Raw genomic sequence first — 18515 nt, 5'->3', positions numbered from 1 at the left:
GCATGGTAGAGCGACCGCCGCACGGGGCCGGCGCCGAGCGAGCCGACGGCGAGCGGTCGGGCGGGGCCGTCGCGAGCGAGCGCGGTCCCGTCGCGCGAATCGGCTGGGCCCTCGTCCTCGCGCTGCTCGCGGTCCCGATGGCCGTCATCTCGGCCGGCGGCGATCTCACGGTGGTGAGCCTGTGGGGGTTCCTCAACGCGGCGGCGTCCGGCTCCGGGGTCGGCGGGTACCCCGTGTGGGCGTACTTCCTCGACCAGTCGCGGCCGTTCGCGGCGCTCCCGGCGTCGATCCGCGCGTGGCCGCTCGCGATCGGGTTCCACCTGCTGTCGGCGGCGAGCGCCGTGGCCGGCGTGGCGCTCGGACGGGAGGACCGACGCGTCACCGGCGGCCTGCTCGTCTTAGCGGCGACCGCGAGCCTGTGGGTCTCCGTCGGGCTCGCGACGCGGTTCGGCGTCGGGACCACGTCGAGCGTCTTCACCGTGCTCCCGGTCGGCGCGGTCGCGACGCTCGCGGTCGCCGTCGTCGCGTACGGCGGCGACCTCCGCGGAGTCGTCACGCGGTGAGGCGGTCGACGGCCGCTCCCACATCGACGGCGTTTATATAGGCGGCCGCGGAAGCACGCGCCATGACGACGCTGCCGAACGTCGTGGCCGTCACCGGGATCGCGGGGCTGGCGACGGGGCTCGGCGCGCTGCCGGTGTTCTTCCGGCCGGGGGTGACCCACCGGGTGTACGACGCCGCGCTCGGCCTCGCCGCCGGGCTGATGGTCGCCGCCAGCGTCTTCGGACTGATCGTCCCCGGCATGGAGGAGGGGACGCTCCGGGCGGTGATGTCGGGGGTCCTGCTCGGCGGGGGCGTGCTGCTCGGCGGGAACTACGCGATCCCGCACCTCCACGCGCAGTACCGCGAGTGGCTCCCCGAGGGCGGCGCGACCGGCGACGACGCCGCCATCCAGACGGGTGACGGCCCGACGGCGGACGAGCCGGGCGTCGAGGTCGACGCCGACGGCTCTCCGTCTGCGGTCGCCGCCGCGCGCGAGGTGACGCTCCGGAAAGCCGTGCTGATCGGGGGAGCGATCACCCTCCACAACGCCCCCGAGGGGTTGGCGATCGGCGTCGCCTTCGCCTCCGGGTTAGAGGAGGTCGCGCTGCTGCTCGCGGTCGTGATCGGCCTCCAGAACGTCCCCGACGGGTTCGCGTTCGCGGTGCCGATGGCGGACACCGGGATGTCGAGCCCGCGGGTGCTCTGGTACACCACCCTCTCGGGGGTGGTCCCGCAGGTCGTCGCCTCGGTGTTCGGCTTCTCGCTCGTCGGGCTCGCGGCCGGTCTCTTCCCGGTCTCCGCCGGCTTCGCCGCGGGCGCGATGCTCGCGGTCGTCTTCCGGGAGCTGATCCCCTCCTCGCACGGTCACGGCCACGCCGACGCCGCCACCGGGGCGTTCCTCGTCGGGTTCGTGCTCCTCGTCGTCGTCGACGCGGTCGTCGTGGTGTGAGCCGCGCCGACCCGCGACAGCTTTTCGAGCCGCGAGTGGCAGGACCCGACCATGTCCGCCACCGTGTCGACGCCGACAGCCGACGAGACGTGCGCCTACTGCGGCTCGCGCATCTTCGAGCACGACCCGATCTGCGTGCGCGACTGCGACGACGACTGCGGGTCGCCCGCCTATTTCTGCAACTACGCCTGCCTCTCGGCGCACATCGACGAGGAGGACCTCACCGCGGGGAACGCCTGCGAGTGGTCGCCGGGTGAGTGACGCGGCGGACCGGCGGACGCTCGCTCGCTACTCGTTGTCCGGACTGCTCGGGTGGTAGTCGGTGTCGTACTGCCCCGGGTTGCCGTCGACGCGGTCGGGGTTGATCCGGCCGGCGAGCAGCATGAAGTCGAGGACGGTGCAGTACAGCATCGCCTCGACGACGGGGACGGCCCGCGGCGGGAGGACGGGGTCGTGACGCCCCACGACCTGCACCTCTTTCTCCTCGCCCGTCTCCCAGTCGGCCGAGCGCTGCTTCTTCGGGATCGAGGTGGGCGCGTGCCACGTCGCCTCGCCGTAGATCGGCTCGCCGGTCGTGATCCCCCCCTGGAGCCCGCCGTGGTCGTTGCCGACGGGGACGGGGTCGCCCTCCTCGCTCTCGACGTGGTCGAACGACTCGCCGTCGTCGAACGTCCAGTCCTCGTTGCGGTCGCTGCCGGAGACGAGGGTCGCGTCCGTCCCGAGGCCGTACTCGACGCCGGTCGTCGCCGGGATGGAGAACATCGCCTGCCCGAGCCGGGCGGGGAAGCTGTCGAACCGCGGGGCGCCGAGTCCGCGGGGGACGCCGCGGCACTCGAAGTAGATAGAGCCGCCGATGGAGTCGCCGCGCTCTTGATACCCCTCGATCAGCTCCTGCATCTCGGCGGCGGCCTCGGGGTCGGCGCAGCGCACGTCGTTCTCCTCGCTGTGCTCGAGCAACTGCTCGAAGCTCACGGGCTCGGCCTCGACGTCGCCGATCTGGTTGACGTGCGCTTTGATCTCGACGTCGTGTTCGGAGGCGTCGAGCACCTGCTCCGCGACCGCGCCCGCGGCGACCCAGTTCACCGTCTCGCGCGCGGAGGAGCGCCCGCCGCCGCCCCAGTTGCGCGTGCCGAACTTCGCGGAGTAGGTGTAGTCGCCGTGCGAGGGGCGCGGCGCCGTGACGTACGGCTCGTACTTCCCGGAGCGCGCGTCCTTGTTCTGGATCACCATGCCGATGGGCGTCCCGGTGGTGTAGCCGTCCTGGACGCCGGAGTTGACGACGACCTCGTCGGGCTCGCCCCGGGAGGTCGTGATCATCGACTGGCCCGGCTTGCGCCGGTCGAGCTGCGCCTGGATCGCTTCCTCGTCGAGCTCGACCCCCGCGGGGACGCCCGAGACCGTCACGCCCATCGCGTCGCCGTGGCTCTCGCCGTACGTCGTCACCTGGAAGAGCCGACCGAACCGGTTCCCGTTCATACTCGCACGTGTGGCCGGGGGCATATAGGGGTTGCAATCCGCGCAACCGGACGGGCGGCCGGTCGGCCGCGGCCGGGACGGGCGCCGCGCGGTCGACGCCTCGCCGCGACCGACGGGAGTATATAAGGCGACGCCGTTGATGGGAGCGTGCGCGAACGTCTCACCTCCGACCTCGGCGTGTACGCCCTCTCGGGCCTGTTCTCGCTGGTCGTGTTCGCCGTGGCGCTGGGGATCCTCTCGCGGACGCTGCCCGGCGGGCTCGGCTCGCGCCAGCTCGTCGGTCTCGTGGTCGGCTACCTGCTGTTCATCGGCGCGTACACGGCCGCGTGGTTCATCTACAGCGAGATCGACAGCCGCGAGCAGATCTGACGCGGCGGCGTCCCCTCTGCCGTCGAGAGCGCGTCTGCCGAACGACTTTCACGCCGGCCCCTGAGTGACCGGTATGACGTGGGACACCATCACGCTCGACGTCGACGCGGACGGCGTCGCGACGCTCACCGTCGACCGCCCGGACCAGCTCAACGCCCTCACCGTCGACACGCTCGAAGCGATCGGGGAGGCGCTCGACGAGGCCGAGGCGGACGGCGCTCGCGCGCTGGTGCTGGCCGGCGCGGGCGACGAGGCGTTCGTCGCGGGCGCGGACATCTCCTACATGGTCGAGCTGTCGACGCCGGAGGCGCAGGCGTACGCCGAACTCGGCCACGGCGTCGCCGACGCGATCGAGTCGTTCCCGGCGCCGACGGTCGCGGCGATCGACGGCTACGCGTTCGGCGGCGGCTGCGAGCTGGCGCTCGCCTGCGACCTCCGGGTCGCCGCCGAGAGCGCCGTGCTCGGTCAGACCGAGATCGACCTCGGCATCATTCCGGGGTGGGGCGGCACCCAGCGGCTCTCGCGGCTCGTCGGCGACGAGACGGCCAAGCGGCTCGTCTTCCTGGGCGAGCGGATCGACGCCGCGGAGGCGGCCGAGGTCGGCTTCGTCGGCGAGGTCGTCGCGGACGACGCGTTCGACGACCGGATCGACGAGCTGGCGGGTGAGCTGGCCGCGAAGCCCGCGTTCGCGACCCGCGCCGCGAAGGAGGCGCTCAACGCGGTCCACGACGGGACCCAGAAGGGCGGGCTCGCCCTCGAACGTCGGGCGTGGGCCGGGCTGTTCGGCACGCACGACCAGCGCGAGGGCATGCGCGCGTTCCTCGAGAAGCGCGAGCCGGAGTTCGAGTAACTGCCGGCCGAGAACGCCGAGGAGACGGTCGGGGTCGACGCGGTCGACACCGCTGCGACCCGTGACACCGAGGTCCACGGAACCGGGGGATCGCCACGCTTTATTAATCCGCCCGAGTACCGGCGACATGGACCAGTTGCGGCAGTCGCTCCTCGACGCGCCGATCATCGAGAAAGGCGAGTACCAGTACTTCGTCCACCCGATCAGCGACGGCGTCCCAATGCTCGAACCGGAGCTGCTCCGGGAGATCGTCATCCGGATCATCCGGAAGGCGGAGCTGGAGAACGTCGACAAGATCGTCACCCCCGCGGCGATGGGGATCCACATCTCCACCGCGCTCTCGCTGATGACCGACATCCCGCTGGTCGTCATCCGCAAGCGCCAGTACGGGCTCGACGGCGAGGTCCCGCTGTTCCAGGAGACGGGCTACTCCGAGTCGGAGATGTATATCAACGACGTGGAGGAGGGCGACCGCGTGCTCGTGCTCGACGACGTGCTCTCGACGGGCGGGACGATGAAGGCGATCCTCGACGCGCTGACGAACGAGGTCGGCGCGGACGTCGTCGACGTCGTCGCCGTGATCAAGAAGGCCGGCGACAACGAGCTCGACGACACCGACTACAACGTGAAGACGCTGATCAACGTCACCGTCGAGGACGGCGAGGTCGTGATCGTCGACGCGCAGGGCGACGACTAGGGAGCTGTTCGGTTTTAATCACTCCGTCAGTCGAGCCCCGTCGAACTCTCTATCAACGGACACGACGGACCTGCTGCATACAGAGGATTTCAACAGAGCCGCTTCTGAAAGTGCTGGCATTCCGTGGTGTCTCATTCCAGTTTCCGCACACTCCCCCCGCTCGTGTGTGTACGAATATGGAATGCCAGCAACGTAGAGTCCCGCTTTAGCAAGTATAAAGATACCGTATCACACACTTATCGCGTACTCACTCGCCTAGCTGCGGACTACCTGCGTAGCGGCCTGCACGCGAATCCCTTATTCGACTACAAAATACCCTCCTCAGCCGAGAATAGAACTGCTACAGGCTGAATACAGCTATCTATTGTAGGATTTCCAGGTAACGAACACGATTCGCTAAGAGGTGGTGTGATGAGAGTCAACCCTCATAATGATAAGATTGGCTCTGTTGAAATACTTAAGAACTGATAGAATCGGCGTGCGAGATTCAGAGAGTGAGTTCAGCACGACTACTTGATGAAGTTCATACTCTACCTGACCGAACCGCCATCCAGAACGTGTATATAATCAGATAGGTGAATCCCTTCCGCAAATAGGAATTGGACGTGTGAATTACTGTGCATCCATAGTTCGTTCGAGAATTTTGAGACCGATATAGACGGTACCTCCTACGAAAAGACCGTTTAGGACTACGCGTGCGACTTCAGATTCCACAAACGGGATGTGTATAAATAACGTGGCTCCCACACTAAGGGCTGTAAGGATTCCTGCAGCAAAGGCTAATCTGAGATTGGTCACAGTAGCGTTCTACTGGTTGAATACATAGTCCTAGTGTTTTATTGACAGGGTTTGTCTATAGTCAACGGTCCACTCTTCGCCTTTATCGACCGATTGGCTGTTCGCAATCTGCCCCCTGTTCATACGAGACACGCGCTCTGTATGCAGCACAGCCGCTGACACCTGTCATTAGCGACGGATTTCGACAGAGCCGTCTCGTCGACGAACGGGCGCCGATCCGACGGCCTGCTCGGAGACGTGCGCCACAGTCCTGACGAGGCAACTGATAAACCCCGCGTCCGCCCGTCGTCGCTGCCGGGCGCGGGCGCCTTTTATGTCGCGGTCGTGAATGAGGAGTACACATGAGTAGCGCGCTGTTCGTCGTGAGCGAGGAAGGGTACTGGGCCGAGGAGTGCATCGAACCGCTGACGACCCTCGAAGCGGAGGGCGTCGACGTGACGGTCGCGACGCCGTCGGGGTCGCCGCCGGTCGTCGACGAGCGGTCGCTCGATCCGGAGGCGGCGGGCGGGGAGGAGCGGGTCGCGGAGCTCCGCGAGGTCGACGAGGAGCATCCGGGGCTCAACGATCCGGAGCCGATCGCGACGGTCGAGGCCGCGGGATACGACGCGGTCGTCTTCCCGGGCGGCCACGGCACCGTCTGGGACGTGAACCAGGACCGGCACGCGCGCCAGCTGCTGCTGGACGCGGCCGGCGGCGACGATGGCGTCGCGCTCGTCGTCTGTCACGCGGTCGGGATCCTGGCGTTCACCCGCGAGGCCGACGGGACGCCGCTCGTGGAGGGCCGCTCCGTCACCGGCTTCCCGAACGACTGGGAGGACGGCATCGTGGACGACCACGACGTGATGCCGGACGGCCGGAAGCTCCCGTACTGGGTCGAAGACGAGGTCGTCCTCGCCGGCGCCGACTGGGACGCCGAGCTCAACGCCGACACCAGCGTCACGGTCGACGGCGACCTGATCACCGCCCGCGGCCCGGGCTCCTCGGCGGCCGCGGCGGCGACGCTGCTGGACGAGCTGTAACGGCGACGCTGCTGGACGAGCTGTAACCCCGTCGCGCGCGAATCGCCCGCGTTTCGGACGGCTCCGTGTCCGTCCGCAGGCCTCGTTACGGCTATAGACGGCTATAGACCGCTATTACCGAGGTTTATGATCGGCCGCGACGAGTGGCGGGCATGGCCTCGACAGAGCGGATCGGCGAGACGTCGATCGGGACGTACCGGGAGTACGTCATGGACGTCCGCGTCGTCGAACTGGACGGCGGACGCTACCGGTTCGAAGCGCCGCGTCACGACGGGATCGAGTTCGGCGACGCCGAGACCGCCGAACTCTACGCCGACATCTACTTCGACGTCAACGGGTTCGAGGAGGCCGGTACCGGCGATCGGGGCGTCCCGCCGATCATCATCCAAGCCGGCCGAGACACGCTCGCGGCGTACCTCCTCACCCAGCCGTACGCGGACCGTCAGTGGGTCGGCTCGTTCATGGGCGTCCAGCCCGGAAAGATAGAGCGATACGCATCGCGAGTCCGGAAGCGGGCGGACAACATCCGGCGGAACGTCTCGGAGATGGAGGACGCGGAGACCGATCTCTGAGCGGGACGAACGCAGTTCGTTTTCGGCGGGACGTACGGACCGTCGGGAGGCGGGGCCAGCGCCGCGGTTGTTTCCTCTCGGCTGAACGGGTAGCGGTACGGCGGCCGACGCGAGCGGACCCGACGGGTCACGACCGCGGTGGATCGGTCCGTTCCGCTTCCGTCGGCTATATAGCGACGGTAACCGCTCTAATCAGGGGTGTTAACCTATTATAAACGGGTTTTACGCTGGGATGCGCGCCCCCATGTGGATGGTTAACCAATCCAAACGGCGTCTGATGAAAGCCTCCGTCGCCGCCCTGGTCGGCGCGGGGGTCTCGGGCGCCGCGAGCGGAGCGGAGGATAGCTACCGGGGGTACAGCCCCGCTGACTCGACGGACGACGAGGACACGCAGACCTCGGGCGCACCGAGCGTCGTCGGTGACCTCAAGCGGTTCTCGACGACAGCCTTCGGCGCGGAGATGACCGGACCGTTCGTCTTCGAGGACGGCTCGCTGCTGATCAGCGTCCAGCACCCGAGCCGCGACAACCCGGCACCGTACGACAGGGCCGGAGTCGGCTACTACGAGGGGTTCCAGTTCTCGTTCGATGGGGAGAACGACGACTTCAGCGAGTCCCCGGCCCCGGTCGAGGAACAGCAGGACGGCGTCTTCGCCGCCGCCGGCGACTTCGAGTACCTGATCCGAGAGGGGGACGCGATCAACGGCGGCACCGAGCGCTGGGGGATCACCCAGACCCCCGACGGACGGGACGTCACGACCGAGAACTTCGCGGGCACGACCTACGGCGACTCGGGGTACAACCCGGACGCCAACCACTTCGTCGCGACGGACGACGACGGGACGGAGGGATTCCTCTTTACGAACGACGAGAACAGTCCCGGGAACGTCATGCGGACCCCGCTGTCACAGACCGAGGACGGCGAGTGGGAGGCCGACGCCGAGAACGCGATCAACGCGGTCAACACGGACGCGTTCCGAGAGATCGGCGGGACCCGTATCAACTGCTACGGCGACCTCAGCCCGTGGAACACGCCGCTGTCCTCCGAGGAGAACTACGCCCACCCCCGAGCGAACCTCACGGGAACGATCGGCGATATCGTCGAGGCCGGCGACGGCGAAGGACTGCGCGGGGCGGCCTACTTCTGGAACCGGCCGAACCCCTCGGAGATCCAGCCGGCGGTCAACGACTACGACGAGGTCGACGGCTGGTACGTCCAGGGCTACTGGAACATGACCGGCGTCGAACACCTCGCCTACCACCTCGGCGCCGAGCCGGTCGAGTCCGGCGACGGGAACCCGATCGAACCGATCGGGGACGTCTACCCCAACCCGTACCGCTACGGCTATCACGTCGACGTCCGGAACCCGACGGCCGCCCCGGGAGAGCTCGAACCCGTCAAGTACTACGTGATGGGTCGGGCCGCGTGGGAGGCCCCCGATTTCCTCCCAGACGAGCGGACGGTCTACGGCTGCTCCGACGGCGACAGCAAGGGCATCTACAAGTTCGTCGCCGACCGACCGATCTCGAGTTACTGCGATCCGATGGACGTCGCCGGGACGCTCTACGCGCCGAAGATCACCAACGACGAGGCCGCGTCCGGGAAGTCGCCGGCCGAAGTCCCCCTCGACGTCGAGTGGCTGCCGATGGGACACGCCTCGAACCGGGAGGTCGAGTCGTGGATCGCCGAGTACGACGGCGTCACCCAAGTCGACTACCTCGAGAGCCACGCCGATTGGAGCGAGGGCGACGAGGTCACCGAGGCGGTCCTCAAGCAGGCGGACCTCGAAGTCATCGCGAACGGCAACGAAGATTACGTCTCGGACGAGCAGATCGTGGAGTGGGCCGAGCAGTACGCGGAACGGGGTCCGGACGGCGTCGACGAGGAGCTCAGGCGGGTGCCGTTCATCGAGACGCGGGCCGCGGCCAAGGAGATGGGCGCCTCCATCGAGTTCAACAAGGCGGAGGGCGTCGACAGCGTCGACGACGCCGAGCCGGGCGACTACGTCTACTTCGGCATCTCCGAGTTCAACGACGACCTGGCCGGTCCGACCAACGACGGCGGCGACATCGCGCTCGACCGCGTCGACGGCGGCGTCGTCTACCGCGCCGAGCTCGGGCCGCGATACGACGTCTCGACGCTCGAACCGGTCGTCGTCGGGCCTGACTTCACCAGCGAGGAGGCGATGAAAGACGTCGACGATTCGCTGCGCAACGTCGACAACGTCTACGCGATGCGCGACGGCCGCGTCCTCCTCTGTGAGGACGGCTGGCGGGGCGGGAACCGCAGTTATCCGAACGACGCGATGTACGTCTACGAGCCCGAGGAAACCGATCGACGCGGGCCTCCCGGTGGCGATCCGCCCGGCAACGGGAACGGCAGTGGAAACGGGAACGGGAACAGCGGTGGGAACGGCGGCGGAAACGGGAACGACAACGGAAACGGGAACGGCGGCGGAAACGGGAACGGGAACAGCGGTGGGAACGGCGGCGGAAACGGGAACGACAACGGAAACGGGAACGGCGGCGGAAACGGGAACGGCAACGGGAACGGCGGCGGAAACGGCGGATAGGTTCGGGACCGCGGTCGCCCGTTGAGCGCTCGCCGTTTCGTTGGCGGCCGGGTTCGCGCCGGGACCGGTCCCTTCCGTCGTCGTGCGCTTCGGCCCTCCCACGGGGGTCGACCGCGGGACCGCCGGTTCCCGGTCGGGCTACCGAATCACGAACGCCGGCTCTCCGATCCGTTCGCTCTTGCACTCCGGGCACCGCGACGGCTCGTTGACCGGGTCGTCGAAGCCGTCGAAGCCGCAGTCGCGGCACTCGGGCGGCGCGACGAGGAACCGCTCGTCGGCGTCGGCGTCGTCGACCGACCGCGAGACGTGGTCGAGGTGCTCGTACACGACCGGCGTCGGCAGCGACAGCGACTCGCCGAGGTCGCTCGCGGTCGCCGGGCCTTCGCGGAGCGTCTCGGCGATGCGCTGACGGGTCGTCTCCATGCCGGCCGTTCGCGGGCGGTGAATAAAACGGCGGCGGGAAACTGCTCGCCCGACCCTCACTCCGCGGGCCGCGGCGCCAACACCACCAGCGCGACGCTCTCCTCGCGCGCGGTCGGTTCGACCGTGGACTCCCCCCCGAACCGGAGGATCTCCCCGGCCTCGACTCGGTGGAGGTCGCCGTCGAGGGCGACGTCGACGGCGCCCTCCAGCACGTGGAACAGCACGGTCCGGTCGGGATGCTCGTGTCCAGGCACGCGCTCGCCCGCCTCCAGCGACAGCCGGATCGTCTTCGGCTCCCGCCCGGGGAACGCGTCCGCGTGCGGCTCGCCGTCGAGGTCGGCGATGCGAGCCCGGTCGGCCCCGGGAGCGTCCCGGTCGGCCGCCTTCGGGAACTCGGCGACGAACCGAGAGGGGCCCTCCCGCTCCGACTCGTAGCCGTCGGCGTCGAACGCGGGCCTCTCGACCGCCATCTCGTGGTACAGCGGTTTCGGATCGTGGTCGTTGACGACCGTCAGCGTCTCGCCCGGCGCCAGCTCCTCGAAGGCGCCGTGTATCCGGCCGTGTCGCTCGCTCGGCGGGAGGTCTCGCACGTCGAGTTCGGTCATACGCGTTGGATTCCCCGCGACCCCTATGTGCGGTGTCGCGAACACGTTCGGGCCGCACCGGCGGTGGTCGGGGCGGGACGGGTCCGGTCCGCGACCGGGACGGCACGGGTCGGTCGAAGCAGCGGGACGGCTCAGGCCAGCCACAGGAGCCGGACGTTGCTCGCGGTGAGGTACGTGCCGACGAGCGTCAGGAGGACGGGCGGGAAGTAGTAGAGGAGCGCGTCGCCGTCGCGGGCGCCCGAGACGCTGATCCACAGCATCACGAGGTAGACGGCGATCTTCAGGGCCACGAGTCCGGAGAGCCCGAAGGAGTCGAGCGCGAAGACGACGACCGGGTTCGCCTCGTCGATCGTCGGGACGTACTCCAGGAAGGCGATCGTCGAGACGACGTCGCCGACGCCGTACGTCGCGGTCGCCGCGATCCACAGCCAGTAGAACTCCTGCGGCCGGCGGCTGTACGCCGGGCGACGTCGCCGTCGATCGCGGGACCGGGACACGGTTCGAGGTGTCGAGGCGACGAGGTGAATCTGCCGGTTCGCCGCGGTTGGCCGGTGGGGTCGCTCCGCCGCGGTCGCGCCGCCGAGCCCGCCCGCGCCGCCGAGACCGCCCGCGCCGCTTCCGGATCGTTCAATGTCGGCCGGCCGGAGGGATCCCCATGGGCACGCCACTGGAGCCGCGGGCGGAGCAGGTCGAGGAGGTCCTCGACCGGCTGTACGAGGAGTACCCGGACTCGACCATCTCGCTGAACTACTCGAACCGGCTGGAGCTGCTCATCGCCGTGATCCTCTCCGCGCAGTGCACCGACGAGCGCGTGAACGCTGTGTGCGCCGACCTCTTCGAGACGTACGAGACGCCCGAGGAGTACGCGAACGCGCCGCAGGAGGAGATGGCCGAGGCGATCAACTCGATCACCTACTACAACAACAAGGCGAAGTACATCCGCTCGGCGTGCGCGGACATCGCCGAGAAGCACGACGGCGAGGTGCCCGACACGATGTCCGAGCTGACCGACCTGGCCGGGGTGGGACGGAAGACCGCCAACGTCGTCCTCCAGCACGGCCACGACGTCGTCGAGGGGATCGTGGTCGACACCCACGTCCAGCGGCTCACCCGGCGGCTCGGTATCACCGAGGAGGAGCGCCCCGAGGCGATCGAGCGGGACCTCCTCGACGTCGTCCCCGAGAGCGACTGGCAGCAGTTCACGCACCTCATGATCGACCACGGGCGCGCCACCTGCACCGCGATCAACCCGGACTGCGCCGACTGCGTGCTTGCGGACGTCTGCCCGTCCGAGAAGGGCGACGCCGAGGTCGACCTCGCGAGCGGAGAGGCGTGGTAACGGGTCCGCGCGACCGACGGGAGCGATGAGCGAGCGTCGCACGCGTATTTAAACACCCCTTCGAACGGGGGGTCTCCCCGAATGCCTCCACGCGAGAGGGAACTCGCTTCGTAGTTTATCTTCTATACCGGCGTACTCGCAAGTGAGGAGAGACGCTATGTCAACCAGAACCACAAACGAGTTCGGCGGGGAGATCGGCGGCGTCACGCTACTGGGGAAGGCGCACTCGCTGTCGGCGCTGTTCATCGTGATGCTCCGAGCGACGATCGGCGGGATGATCCTGTTCGCCGGGCTCGGGAAAGCGACCGGCGAGCCGTTCGACGCCAGCGGCTACCTCGTTCACGCGCCCGACGCGGCGAGTCCGGTCAGCGGCCTGTACGCCGCGATGGGCTCGACGCCGTGGTTCGTCGAGTTCGCGAACGTGTTCGTCCCGGCGACGCAGCTGCTCATCGGGACGGCGCTCATCCTGGGCGCGTTCGTCCGGCTGGCCGCGCTCGGCGGCGCGATGCAGATGGCGCTGTTCTACCTCGGCGGGTGGAGCGGCGACGTCCTCGCGCTGTTCGACTCGACGCTGGTGTACGCGGTCGTGTTCCTCACGGTCGCCGCCTTCGGCGCGGGTCGCGTCCTCGGGCTGGACGCCTACATCGAGCGGATCGAGGTCGGCGGCGAGGCGCTGACGGAGAAGTTCCCGGCGCTCCGCTACGTCCTCGGGTGAACGAGGGCGACGCCTAGCGCGTCGGTCGGGTAGCCGCGAACCGCCGACTCGTCTTCAGACCGTTCGGTTCTCCGGCCGCTTCGTCGCCGAGCGTCGACGCCGGTGACCGTGTCATCGCACGGACTCGGCCCCGGCACCGGCGCTCCGTTTCGGGTTCCATTCGATATAAGAGCGCGGGGGCGAAACGGAGCGGTAATGGATCTCGGTTCGCGGGACGCGTTCGCTCGGATGGGGACGCTCGGCATCGAGGAGGAGTTCTACATCGCGGATGCCGACGGTCGCCCGACGTCCGGAACCGACGACCTCGTGTACGGCCGCGACCCGCCGAGCGCGGTGCCCGACGGGTTCGACCACGAACTGTTTAAATGCACCATCGAGGCGCAGACCCAGCTGATCGAGGACCCCGCGGACGCCGAGGACGCCCTGTCGGCGGTCCGGGAGGCGCTCGTCGACCACGCCGCGGCCGACGGCTACCGGATCGCCGCCGCGGGGCTCCACCCGGCGGCGAAGTGGCGCGAGCTGGACCACGTCGAGAAGCCGCGCTACAAGGCGCAGCTCGACCGGATACGGTACCCCCAACACCGCAACACCACGGCCGGCCTCCACGTCCACGTCGGCGTCGACGACGCGGACAAGGCGGTGTGGATCGCCAACCGCCTCCGCTGGCACTGCCCCGTGCTGCTCGCGTTGTCGGCGAACTCCCCGTTCTGGAACGGCTTCGACACGGGGCTCGCGTCGGCCCGCGCGAAGATCTTCGAGAACCTCCCGAACACCGGGATCCCCTCCGCGTTCGACGACTTCGACGCCTTCCAGCGCTACGAGCGCCGGATGGTCGAGACGGACTCGATCGCCGACCGCGGCGAGCTCTGGTTCGACGTGCGCCCGCACACCGGCCACGGCACCGTCGAGGTGCGCGCGCCCGACGCCCAGCGCGACCCAGATGTCACCCTCGCGCTGGTCGAGTACGTGCACGCGCTCGTCGTCGACTACGCGGAGCGCTACGACGACGGCGAGCCCGCGCCGGCGCTCCGCCGCGAGCTGTTAGACGAGAACAAGTGGCGCGCGATCCGCCGCGGGCACGACGCCTCGTTCGTGGCCCGGAGCGGCGAGGAGACGGTCTCCCTCGGCGAGGTCGTCGACAGTGAGTGCGACCGGCTCGGGATCGACGGGATCCGCGGTGTGTACGACGCCGAGAGCGGCACCGAGCGCCAGCGGCGGCTCCGCGAGGAGTCCGGGCTCGACGCGCTGTGCGAGGACCTGGTCCTGTCGACGTGAGGCGGGCCGGGCGGCGACGGTGCCGGATCGTCGATCGCCGCGACTTCCGTCGGAACGAAAGCGACGAGAAACCCTTTTGGGCGCGCGGACACCACTCACAAGTATGACGAGTGACGAGTTCGACGACGACCCCGCCGCGGATCCCGACGGCGGCGCCGCCCTCGGGGCGGGAGAGGGAGGAGACGAGTCGCCGACAGAGCGGACCCGCGAGGAGCTCCGCAAGACGAGAGAGCGGCTCGGCGAGGGGGCCGACAAGGCGGTCAAGGGGTTCGACGACAACGTCGTCGACCTGCTGGCGTGGCTGCTCGACACCGAGACCCGGGCTCGGATCTACGTCTACCTGCGGGACAACCCGCGGAGCACGAGCGACGAGGTCGCCGACGGCACCGGCCTCTACCCGAGCACGGTCCGCGAGGCGCTCGCGGAGCTCCACGACGAGGAGAAGGTCGAGCGAGACAAGCGCGAGGCCAGCGGCGCCGGCAACAACCCCTACGAGTACGAGGCGATCGCGCCCAGCGAGCTGGTCCGGGGCGTCGTCGGCGACGTCCAGCGCGAGCTGAACGCCGTCTTCAACCTCGACCGACGCCTCGGCGGCGAGTCGCCGGACGGCGACGCGGAGCCCGTACAGATCTCCGTCGGTGGCGACGAGAGCGGGGAGGGACACGACGCGGACGGGGACGCCGGGGGACACGAGGCGGACGACACCGCGGCGAACGACGAGGACGACGCCGCGAGCCGATAGCGACGACGCGGCGGGCACCGAACGGCGAAGAGGACGCCGCGACGGTTCCGAGTTCGGGACACTTTAAGTTCCGCCCGCGCAACCGACGGGCATGAACGTCGCGCTTGGTGGCACGTTCGACCCCGTTCACGACGGCCACCGGAAGCTGTTCGAACGGGCGTTCGAGCTGGGGGACGTCACCGTCGGCCTCACGTCCGACGAGCTCGCGCCGAAGACCCGACACGTCGAGCGCTACGTCCGCCCGTACGACCGCCGCAAGCGCGACCTAGAGGCCGAGCTGGCGCCCCGGGCCGAGGAGTACGACCGCGAGTTCGCGGTCCGCGAGCTCACCGAGCCGACCGGTATCGCCGTCGAGCCGGAGTTCGACGCCCTCATCGTCTCCCCCGAGACGAGGGCGGGCGGCGAGCGGATCAACAAGATCCGCCGCGAGCACGGGCACGACCCGCTCGAACTGGTCGTCGTCGACCACGTCCCGGCCGAGGACGGCGAGCGGATCTCGTCGACGCGGATCGTCGCGGGCGAGATAGACGAGCACGGCAACCTGACGCCCGACCGCGAGGGTCGCGGCGCGACCCGGCCGGAATGACGGCCGACGACGACCCCGGACGGCTCGCCCGCGTCGCGGTCGGAGAGACCGGATTCGAGCGCGCGGCCGTCTGGAGCGCGGTCGGCTTCGCGGTCTCGTACGTCGCCTTCGACGCGGTCGCGCTCGCCGGCGAGGTCGGGGGCCTGACTCCCGCCGGCGTCGTCGCGCCGGTCGCGGCGGTCCTCGCGGCGCTGACCGCCGTCGGAACGACCGCGTACGCCGCGGTCGGCGCCGGCGCGCTCCCCGCGGTCCTGCTCGCGTACGGCCCCCTCGCGGCCGCCCTCCTGCGGACGATCGGACCGACGCCGTACGCGATCCCCCTCGCCGACCCGCTCCCCTTCGCTGTCGCCATCGCCGAGCCGCTCGGGGTCGCCCTCGCGGCCGCGGTTGCAGTCGGCCTCGCCGGCTACGCGATCGGCCGGGTCGTCGCCGGTATCGGCGGCACCGACGGGGAAACGGACGAGTCGGCCGGCACGGACGGGTCCGCCGCCGCCGCGAACGGAGACGGGGAAGCGGGCGCGAGCGACTGACGCGAACGCGGGCGCAGGCGACCGAGTCGGACCTTACTCCCCGTCGAGCTTCCCGTTGAGCACCTTCGCCGCGACGAGGACCGGGTCCCACACCGGGCTGAACGGGGGCGCGTACGCCAGGTCGAGCCGCTCGACCTCGGGGACGGTCATGTCGGCCTCCAGCGCGGTCGCGAGCGTGTCGATCCGGATCGCGGCGCGGTCGGGGCCGACGATGCTCCCGCCGATCAGCCGCCCGGTGTCGCGGTCGGCGACGAGGGTCACGTCGGTCGGCGCCGCGCCCGGGTAGTAGCCCGACCGCGAGCCGGCGGTGACTGTCTCGCGGACCGGATCGAAGCCGGCCTCGCGGGCCGCTTCCGCCTCGACGAGGCCGACGCGACCGGCCTCCATGTCGAACGCCTTCACGACCGCGGTGCCCGCGACGTCGCCCACCGGCGAGGGGTCGCCCGCGACGGTGGCGCCGATCGCCCGCCCGGCGCGGTTCGCGGTGAGGCCGAGCGGGATCCACGCCGGCTCGCCCGTCACGGCGTGCCTCGCGGTCGCGCAGTCGCCGGCGGCGTACACGTCGGGGAGGCTCGTCCGGCCGTGCTCGTCGATCGAGATCGCGCCGCCCTCGCCGAGCTCGACGCCGGTCCCGTCCAACAGCTCCGTGTTCGGCCGGATCCCGACGCCGACGACCGCCATGTCGACGGGGAACGTCTCCCCGTCGAACGCCACGGCCTCGATCCGGTCGTCGCCGACGAGGCCCTTGACGGGGCTCCCCGTGTGGACGGTCACGCCCTCGTCGACCAGCTCCGCCTCGACGCGCTCGCCGACCGCCTCCCCGAACGGCGGGATCAGGTGGTCGGAGCGCTGGAAGACGTGGACGTCGAGATCGCGACCGGAGAGCGCCTCGGCCATCTCGACGCCGACGTAGCCGCCCCCGACGATCGCCGCCGTCTCGGGGGCCGGCATCGCGGCGTTGCGCTCGACGCGCTCGCGGTCGACCGCGCTCACGTCGGCGCGGTCTGGGTCGTACGCGTCGGGCTCAGCGATGTACGCGTCGATCGCGGCCGCGGCGTCCATGTTGTGGAGGGTAAAGGCGCCGTCGACCCCGCGCACGTCGAACGGCCCGGTCGACGCGCGCCCGCCGGTCGCGACGAGGAGGTCGCCGTACGGCTGCTCGAAGGCGTCGCCGTCGGCGGGTTCGACGGTGACGGTCTTCCCGGCCGGGTCCACCGCGACGACCTCGTGGCCGCGTCGGAGGTCGATCCCGCGCTCGTCGACCTCGCTCGGGGACAGCGAGAGGAGGTCCGACATGCGCTCGATGCGGCCCTCGATGAAGTACGGCGTCCCGCAGTAGGCGTACGAGATCCATCGGCCTTTCTCGAAGACGACGACTTCGCGGTCGGGCGCCTCGCGGCGGAACTTGCTGGCCGCGCTCAGCCCGGCCGCGTCGGCGCCGACCACGACGAAGGGATCGCTCATGAATTCGACGACGGCGGGACCGTATAAAAAGGCACTCCGCGGGTGCGGACCGGGCGCCCGATCACGGGACGGCCGCCCGGGCGTCGACGGTGAGACGCGACAATCGCGACAGCCGTTACCTAGGCGTCGTCGTCTGCCAGCCGCGACAGGGTCTCGCGGGCGTTCTCGACCGCGGCCTCCTTCTTCGCCGGGTACGCCTCCACCTTCGCGCGAACGGTGATTCCGGGGCCGAGCCGGACCTCGCCGCGGAACGCGGCCTGCTTGTCGACGCGGAGGAACAGCGCGCAGTTGTCGTCGACGCGCTGGTCGAGCTCGTCGATCACGCGGTCGACGTCGTCGAGGTCGGCGAGCGCGTCGAGCACGTGGCGCATCCCGTCCGCGTTCTCGATCCGGGCCGAGAGCACGACGATCCGGTCGCCGTGGTGGCCGACGTTCTCGACGCGGTCGAGCTCGGCGTCCTCCGGGAGGAACCTGCGGAGGGCGTCTTCGACCCGCTTCTCGTCTTCGGTGGCGTACGAGAACGCCCGGAGGTCGACGTAGTGGAAGGGGACTTTGGGCATTGCGGGTCGGAAAAGGGGTCGGTTACTCCTCGCTCTCGACGGCGTCGAGCGCGTCCTCGGGGACGCCCGTCTCCTGGCCGTCCTCGAAGCTGACCGTGTAGGTCGCGTCGCCGAACATCGTCTCCATCACCTGCGTGATCGTGCCCGTCTCGCCGTCGTACTCGCTGTGTTTGTCGTGGAGCACGACCTCGTCTTCCTTCTCGAAGCTCATGCGCGTTCGTTCCGGTGGGACGCTTAAAAGCGCGCGGATCCGGAGCGGCGGACCGTCCCCGGGTCGGGGCGACGGACCGGATCCGCGCGTCGCACCGCCGACGGTCACGCGACCGCGAGCAGCACGGCCGCGATGGACACCGTCAGGACGACGCCGACCGCGACCGAGACGATCGCGCTGTCGACCGCGATCGCGATCGCGACGCCGGCGGCGACGGCGA

General features: G+C 69.6%; 22 protein-coding genes. 15 read left to right on the top strand and 7 right to left on the bottom strand.

Annotated features, from left to right (window positions below; genetic code table 11):
- Positions 1-2 precede the first annotated feature (2 nt).
- The 3 genes from DJ73_RS17205 to DJ73_RS17195 all read left to right on the top strand — a co-directional run bounded on the left by DJ73_RS17205 (position 3) and on the right by DJ73_RS17195 (position 1753).
- Positions 3-563, top strand: coding sequence for a TIGR04206 family protein (locus tag DJ73_RS17205; protein WP_094523414.1), 561 nt, complete (start codon positions 3-5; stop codon positions 561-563).
- Between the two features lie 62 nt (positions 564-625).
- Positions 626-1492, top strand: a complete 867-nt coding sequence (locus tag DJ73_RS17200; RefSeq protein ID WP_094558570.1) for a ZIP family metal transporter — start codon at positions 626-628, stop codon at positions 1490-1492.
- Between the two features lie 51 nt (positions 1493-1543).
- Entirely contained in the window at positions 1544-1753 is a 210-nt protein-coding gene (locus DJ73_RS17195; RefSeq protein ID WP_094523410.1) for a hypothetical protein, read from the top strand.
- 27 nt (positions 1754-1780) lie between these two features.
- Here DJ73_RS17195 and aroC read toward each other — a convergent pair whose 3' ends face one another.
- A complete protein-coding gene (aroC, locus tag DJ73_RS17190) occupies positions 1781-2968 on the bottom strand; it encodes a chorismate synthase (RefSeq protein ID WP_094523408.1) in 1188 nt (395 codons plus the stop codon).
- Between the two features lie 147 nt (positions 2969-3115).
- Between aroC and DJ73_RS17185 the strand changes: the two genes are divergently transcribed.
- From DJ73_RS17185 to DJ73_RS17160, 6 genes are all read left to right on the top strand, one after another.
- Entirely contained in the window at positions 3116-3337 is a 222-nt protein-coding gene (locus DJ73_RS17185; RefSeq protein ID WP_094523406.1) for a hypothetical protein, read from the top strand.
- Between the two features lie 73 nt (positions 3338-3410).
- A complete protein-coding gene (locus DJ73_RS17180; RefSeq protein WP_094528280.1) occupies positions 3411-4187 on the top strand; it encodes an enoyl-CoA hydratase/isomerase family protein in 777 nt (258 codons plus the stop codon).
- Positions 4188-4314: 127 nt separating this feature from the next.
- On the top strand, positions 4315-4884 hold the full coding sequence (hpt, locus tag DJ73_RS17175; protein ID WP_094523402.1) for a hypoxanthine/guanine phosphoribosyltransferase: 570 nt from the start codon (positions 4315-4317) through the stop codon (positions 4882-4884).
- A gap of 1139 nt (positions 4885-6023) precedes the next feature.
- Positions 6024-6701, top strand: a complete 678-nt coding sequence (locus DJ73_RS17170; RefSeq protein WP_094558569.1) for a DJ-1/PfpI family protein — start codon at positions 6024-6026, stop codon at positions 6699-6701.
- A gap of 152 nt (positions 6702-6853) precedes the next feature.
- Positions 6854-7273 (top strand): hypothetical protein, encoded by a 420-nt coding sequence (locus DJ73_RS17165; RefSeq protein WP_094528278.1) that lies wholly within the window; start codon positions 6854-6856, stop codon positions 7271-7273.
- Positions 7274-7523: 250 nt separating this feature from the next.
- A complete protein-coding gene (locus DJ73_RS17160; RefSeq protein ID WP_094558568.1) occupies positions 7524-9845 on the top strand; it encodes an alkaline phosphatase PhoX in 2322 nt (773 codons plus the stop codon).
- Between the two features lie 138 nt (positions 9846-9983).
- On the opposite strand, the gene DJ73_RS17155 is transcribed toward DJ73_RS17160, so the two are convergent.
- The 3 genes from DJ73_RS17155 to DJ73_RS17145 all read right to left on the bottom strand — a co-directional run bounded on the left by DJ73_RS17155 (position 9984) and on the right by DJ73_RS17145 (position 11370).
- Entirely contained in the window at positions 9984-10268 is a 285-nt protein-coding gene (locus tag DJ73_RS17155) for a transcriptional regulator (RefSeq protein WP_094528276.1), read from the bottom strand.
- Positions 10269-10324: 56 nt separating this feature from the next.
- A complete protein-coding gene (locus DJ73_RS17150) occupies positions 10325-10873 on the bottom strand; it encodes a DUF2249 domain-containing protein (RefSeq protein ID WP_094523392.1) in 549 nt (182 codons plus the stop codon).
- A gap of 131 nt (positions 10874-11004) precedes the next feature.
- Positions 11005-11370: a hypothetical protein gene (locus tag DJ73_RS17145; protein WP_094523390.1), complete on the bottom strand. Its 366-nt coding sequence runs from the start codon at positions 11368-11370 to the stop codon at positions 11005-11007.
- A 158-nt stretch (positions 11371-11528) separates the two neighbouring features.
- Here DJ73_RS17145 and nth point away from each other — a divergent pair, with 158 nt between their 5' ends.
- From nth to DJ73_RS17115, 6 genes are all read left to right on the top strand, one after another.
- Positions 11529-12212 (top strand): endonuclease III, encoded by a 684-nt coding sequence (gene nth / locus DJ73_RS17140; protein WP_094523388.1) that lies wholly within the window; start codon positions 11529-11531, stop codon positions 12210-12212.
- 157 nt (positions 12213-12369) lie between these two features.
- Positions 12370-12927 carry a DoxX family protein gene (locus DJ73_RS17135; protein ID WP_094558567.1) on the top strand — a complete coding sequence of 186 codons (558 nt, stop codon included), beginning with the start codon at positions 12370-12372 and terminating at the stop codon, positions 12925-12927.
- A 195-nt stretch (positions 12928-13122) separates the two neighbouring features.
- A complete protein-coding gene (locus DJ73_RS17130) occupies positions 13123-14202 on the top strand; it encodes a glutamate--cysteine ligase (protein WP_094558566.1) in 1080 nt (359 codons plus the stop codon).
- Between the two features lie 103 nt (positions 14203-14305).
- Positions 14306-14944, top strand: coding sequence for a winged helix-turn-helix domain-containing protein (locus DJ73_RS17125; protein ID WP_094558565.1), 639 nt, complete (start codon positions 14306-14308; stop codon positions 14942-14944).
- Positions 14945-15035: 91 nt separating this feature from the next.
- Entirely contained in the window at positions 15036-15530 is a 495-nt protein-coding gene (locus DJ73_RS17120) for a phosphopantetheine adenylyltransferase (protein ID WP_094558564.1), read from the top strand.
- Entirely contained in the window at positions 15527-16060 is a 534-nt protein-coding gene (locus DJ73_RS17115) for a hypothetical protein (RefSeq protein ID WP_094523378.1), read from the top strand. Before DJ73_RS17120 ends, DJ73_RS17115 begins: the two co-directional genes overlap by 4 nt.
- Before the next feature lie 33 nt (positions 16061-16093).
- Here the strand turns inward: DJ73_RS17115 and DJ73_RS17110 are convergent, their stop codons facing one another.
- The 3 genes from DJ73_RS17110 to DJ73_RS17100 form a co-directional block, all read right to left on the bottom strand.
- Positions 16094-17524, bottom strand: a complete 1431-nt coding sequence (locus DJ73_RS17110) for an FAD-dependent oxidoreductase (protein ID WP_094558563.1) — start codon at positions 17522-17524, stop codon at positions 16094-16096.
- A gap of 119 nt (positions 17525-17643) precedes the next feature.
- Complete coding sequence (locus tag DJ73_RS17105) at positions 17644-18084, bottom strand: RNA-binding protein (RefSeq protein ID WP_094523374.1); 441 nt, start codon at positions 18082-18084, stop codon at positions 17644-17646.
- Positions 18085-18106: 22 nt separating this feature from the next.
- The gene (locus DJ73_RS17100) at positions 18107-18295 is read right to left on the bottom strand and encodes a hypothetical protein (protein ID WP_004050211.1); all 189 of its coding nucleotides are present in this window, start codon (positions 18293-18295) and stop codon (positions 18107-18109) included.
- Positions 18296-18515: the final 220 nt, after the last annotated feature.

The organism is Halorubrum sp. Ea1, assembly GCF_002252965.1.
In the GTDB taxonomy this organism is placed as follows: domain Archaea; phylum Halobacteriota; class Halobacteria; order Halobacteriales; family Haloferacaceae; genus Halorubrum.
This window is presented reverse-complemented; position numbering and strand designations above follow the sequence as displayed.

Bases quoted from the DNA above. Each gene is read 5' to 3' on its own strand.
- DJ73_RS17205 (WP_094523414.1), top strand. From the start codon at position 3: ATGGTAGAGCGACCGCCGCACGGGGCCGGCGCCGAGCGAGCCGACGGC.
- DJ73_RS17200 (WP_094558570.1), top strand. From the start codon at position 626: ATGACGACGCTGCCGAACGTCGTGGCCGTCACCGGGATCGCGGGGCTG.
- DJ73_RS17195 (WP_094523410.1), top strand. From the start codon at position 1,544: ATGTCCGCCACCGTGTCGACGCCGACAGCCGACGAGACGTGCGCCTAC.
- aroC (WP_094523408.1), bottom strand. From the start codon at position 2,968: ATGAACGGGAACCGGTTCGGTCGGCTCTTCCAGGTGACGACGTACGGC.
- DJ73_RS17180 (WP_094528280.1), top strand. From the start codon at position 3,411: ATGACGTGGGACACCATCACGCTCGACGTCGACGCGGACGGCGTCGCG.
- hpt (WP_094523402.1), top strand. From the start codon at position 4,315: ATGGACCAGTTGCGGCAGTCGCTCCTCGACGCGCCGATCATCGAGAAA.
- DJ73_RS17170 (WP_094558569.1), top strand. From the start codon at position 6,024: ATGAGTAGCGCGCTGTTCGTCGTGAGCGAGGAAGGGTACTGGGCCGAG.
- DJ73_RS17165 (WP_094528278.1), top strand. From the start codon at position 6,854: ATGGCCTCGACAGAGCGGATCGGCGAGACGTCGATCGGGACGTACCGG.
- DJ73_RS17160 (WP_094558568.1), top strand. From the start codon at position 7,524: ATGGTTAACCAATCCAAACGGCGTCTGATGAAAGCCTCCGTCGCCGCC.
- DJ73_RS17155 (WP_094528276.1), bottom strand. From the start codon at position 10,268: ATGGAGACGACCCGTCAGCGCATCGCCGAGACGCTCCGCGAAGGCCCG.
- DJ73_RS17150 (WP_094523392.1), bottom strand. From the start codon at position 10,873: ATGACCGAACTCGACGTGCGAGACCTCCCGCCGAGCGAGCGACACGGC.
- nth (WP_094523388.1), top strand. From the start codon at position 11,529: ATGGGCACGCCACTGGAGCCGCGGGCGGAGCAGGTCGAGGAGGTCCTC.
- DJ73_RS17135 (WP_094558567.1), top strand. From the start codon at position 12,370: ATGTCAACCAGAACCACAAACGAGTTCGGCGGGGAGATCGGCGGCGTC.
- DJ73_RS17130 (WP_094558566.1), top strand. From the start codon at position 13,123: ATGGATCTCGGTTCGCGGGACGCGTTCGCTCGGATGGGGACGCTCGGC.
- DJ73_RS17125 (WP_094558565.1), top strand. From the start codon at position 14,306: ATGACGAGTGACGAGTTCGACGACGACCCCGCCGCGGATCCCGACGGC.
- DJ73_RS17120 (WP_094558564.1), top strand. From the start codon at position 15,036: ATGAACGTCGCGCTTGGTGGCACGTTCGACCCCGTTCACGACGGCCAC.
- DJ73_RS17115 (WP_094523378.1), top strand. From the start codon at position 15,527: ATGACGGCCGACGACGACCCCGGACGGCTCGCCCGCGTCGCGGTCGGA.
- DJ73_RS17110 (WP_094558563.1), bottom strand. From the start codon at position 17,524: ATGAGCGATCCCTTCGTCGTGGTCGGCGCCGACGCGGCCGGGCTGAGC.
- DJ73_RS17105 (WP_094523374.1), bottom strand. From the start codon at position 18,084: ATGCCCAAAGTCCCCTTCCACTACGTCGACCTCCGGGCGTTCTCGTAC.
- DJ73_RS17100 (WP_004050211.1), bottom strand. From the start codon at position 18,295: ATGAGCTTCGAGAAGGAAGACGAGGTCGTGCTCCACGACAAACACAGC.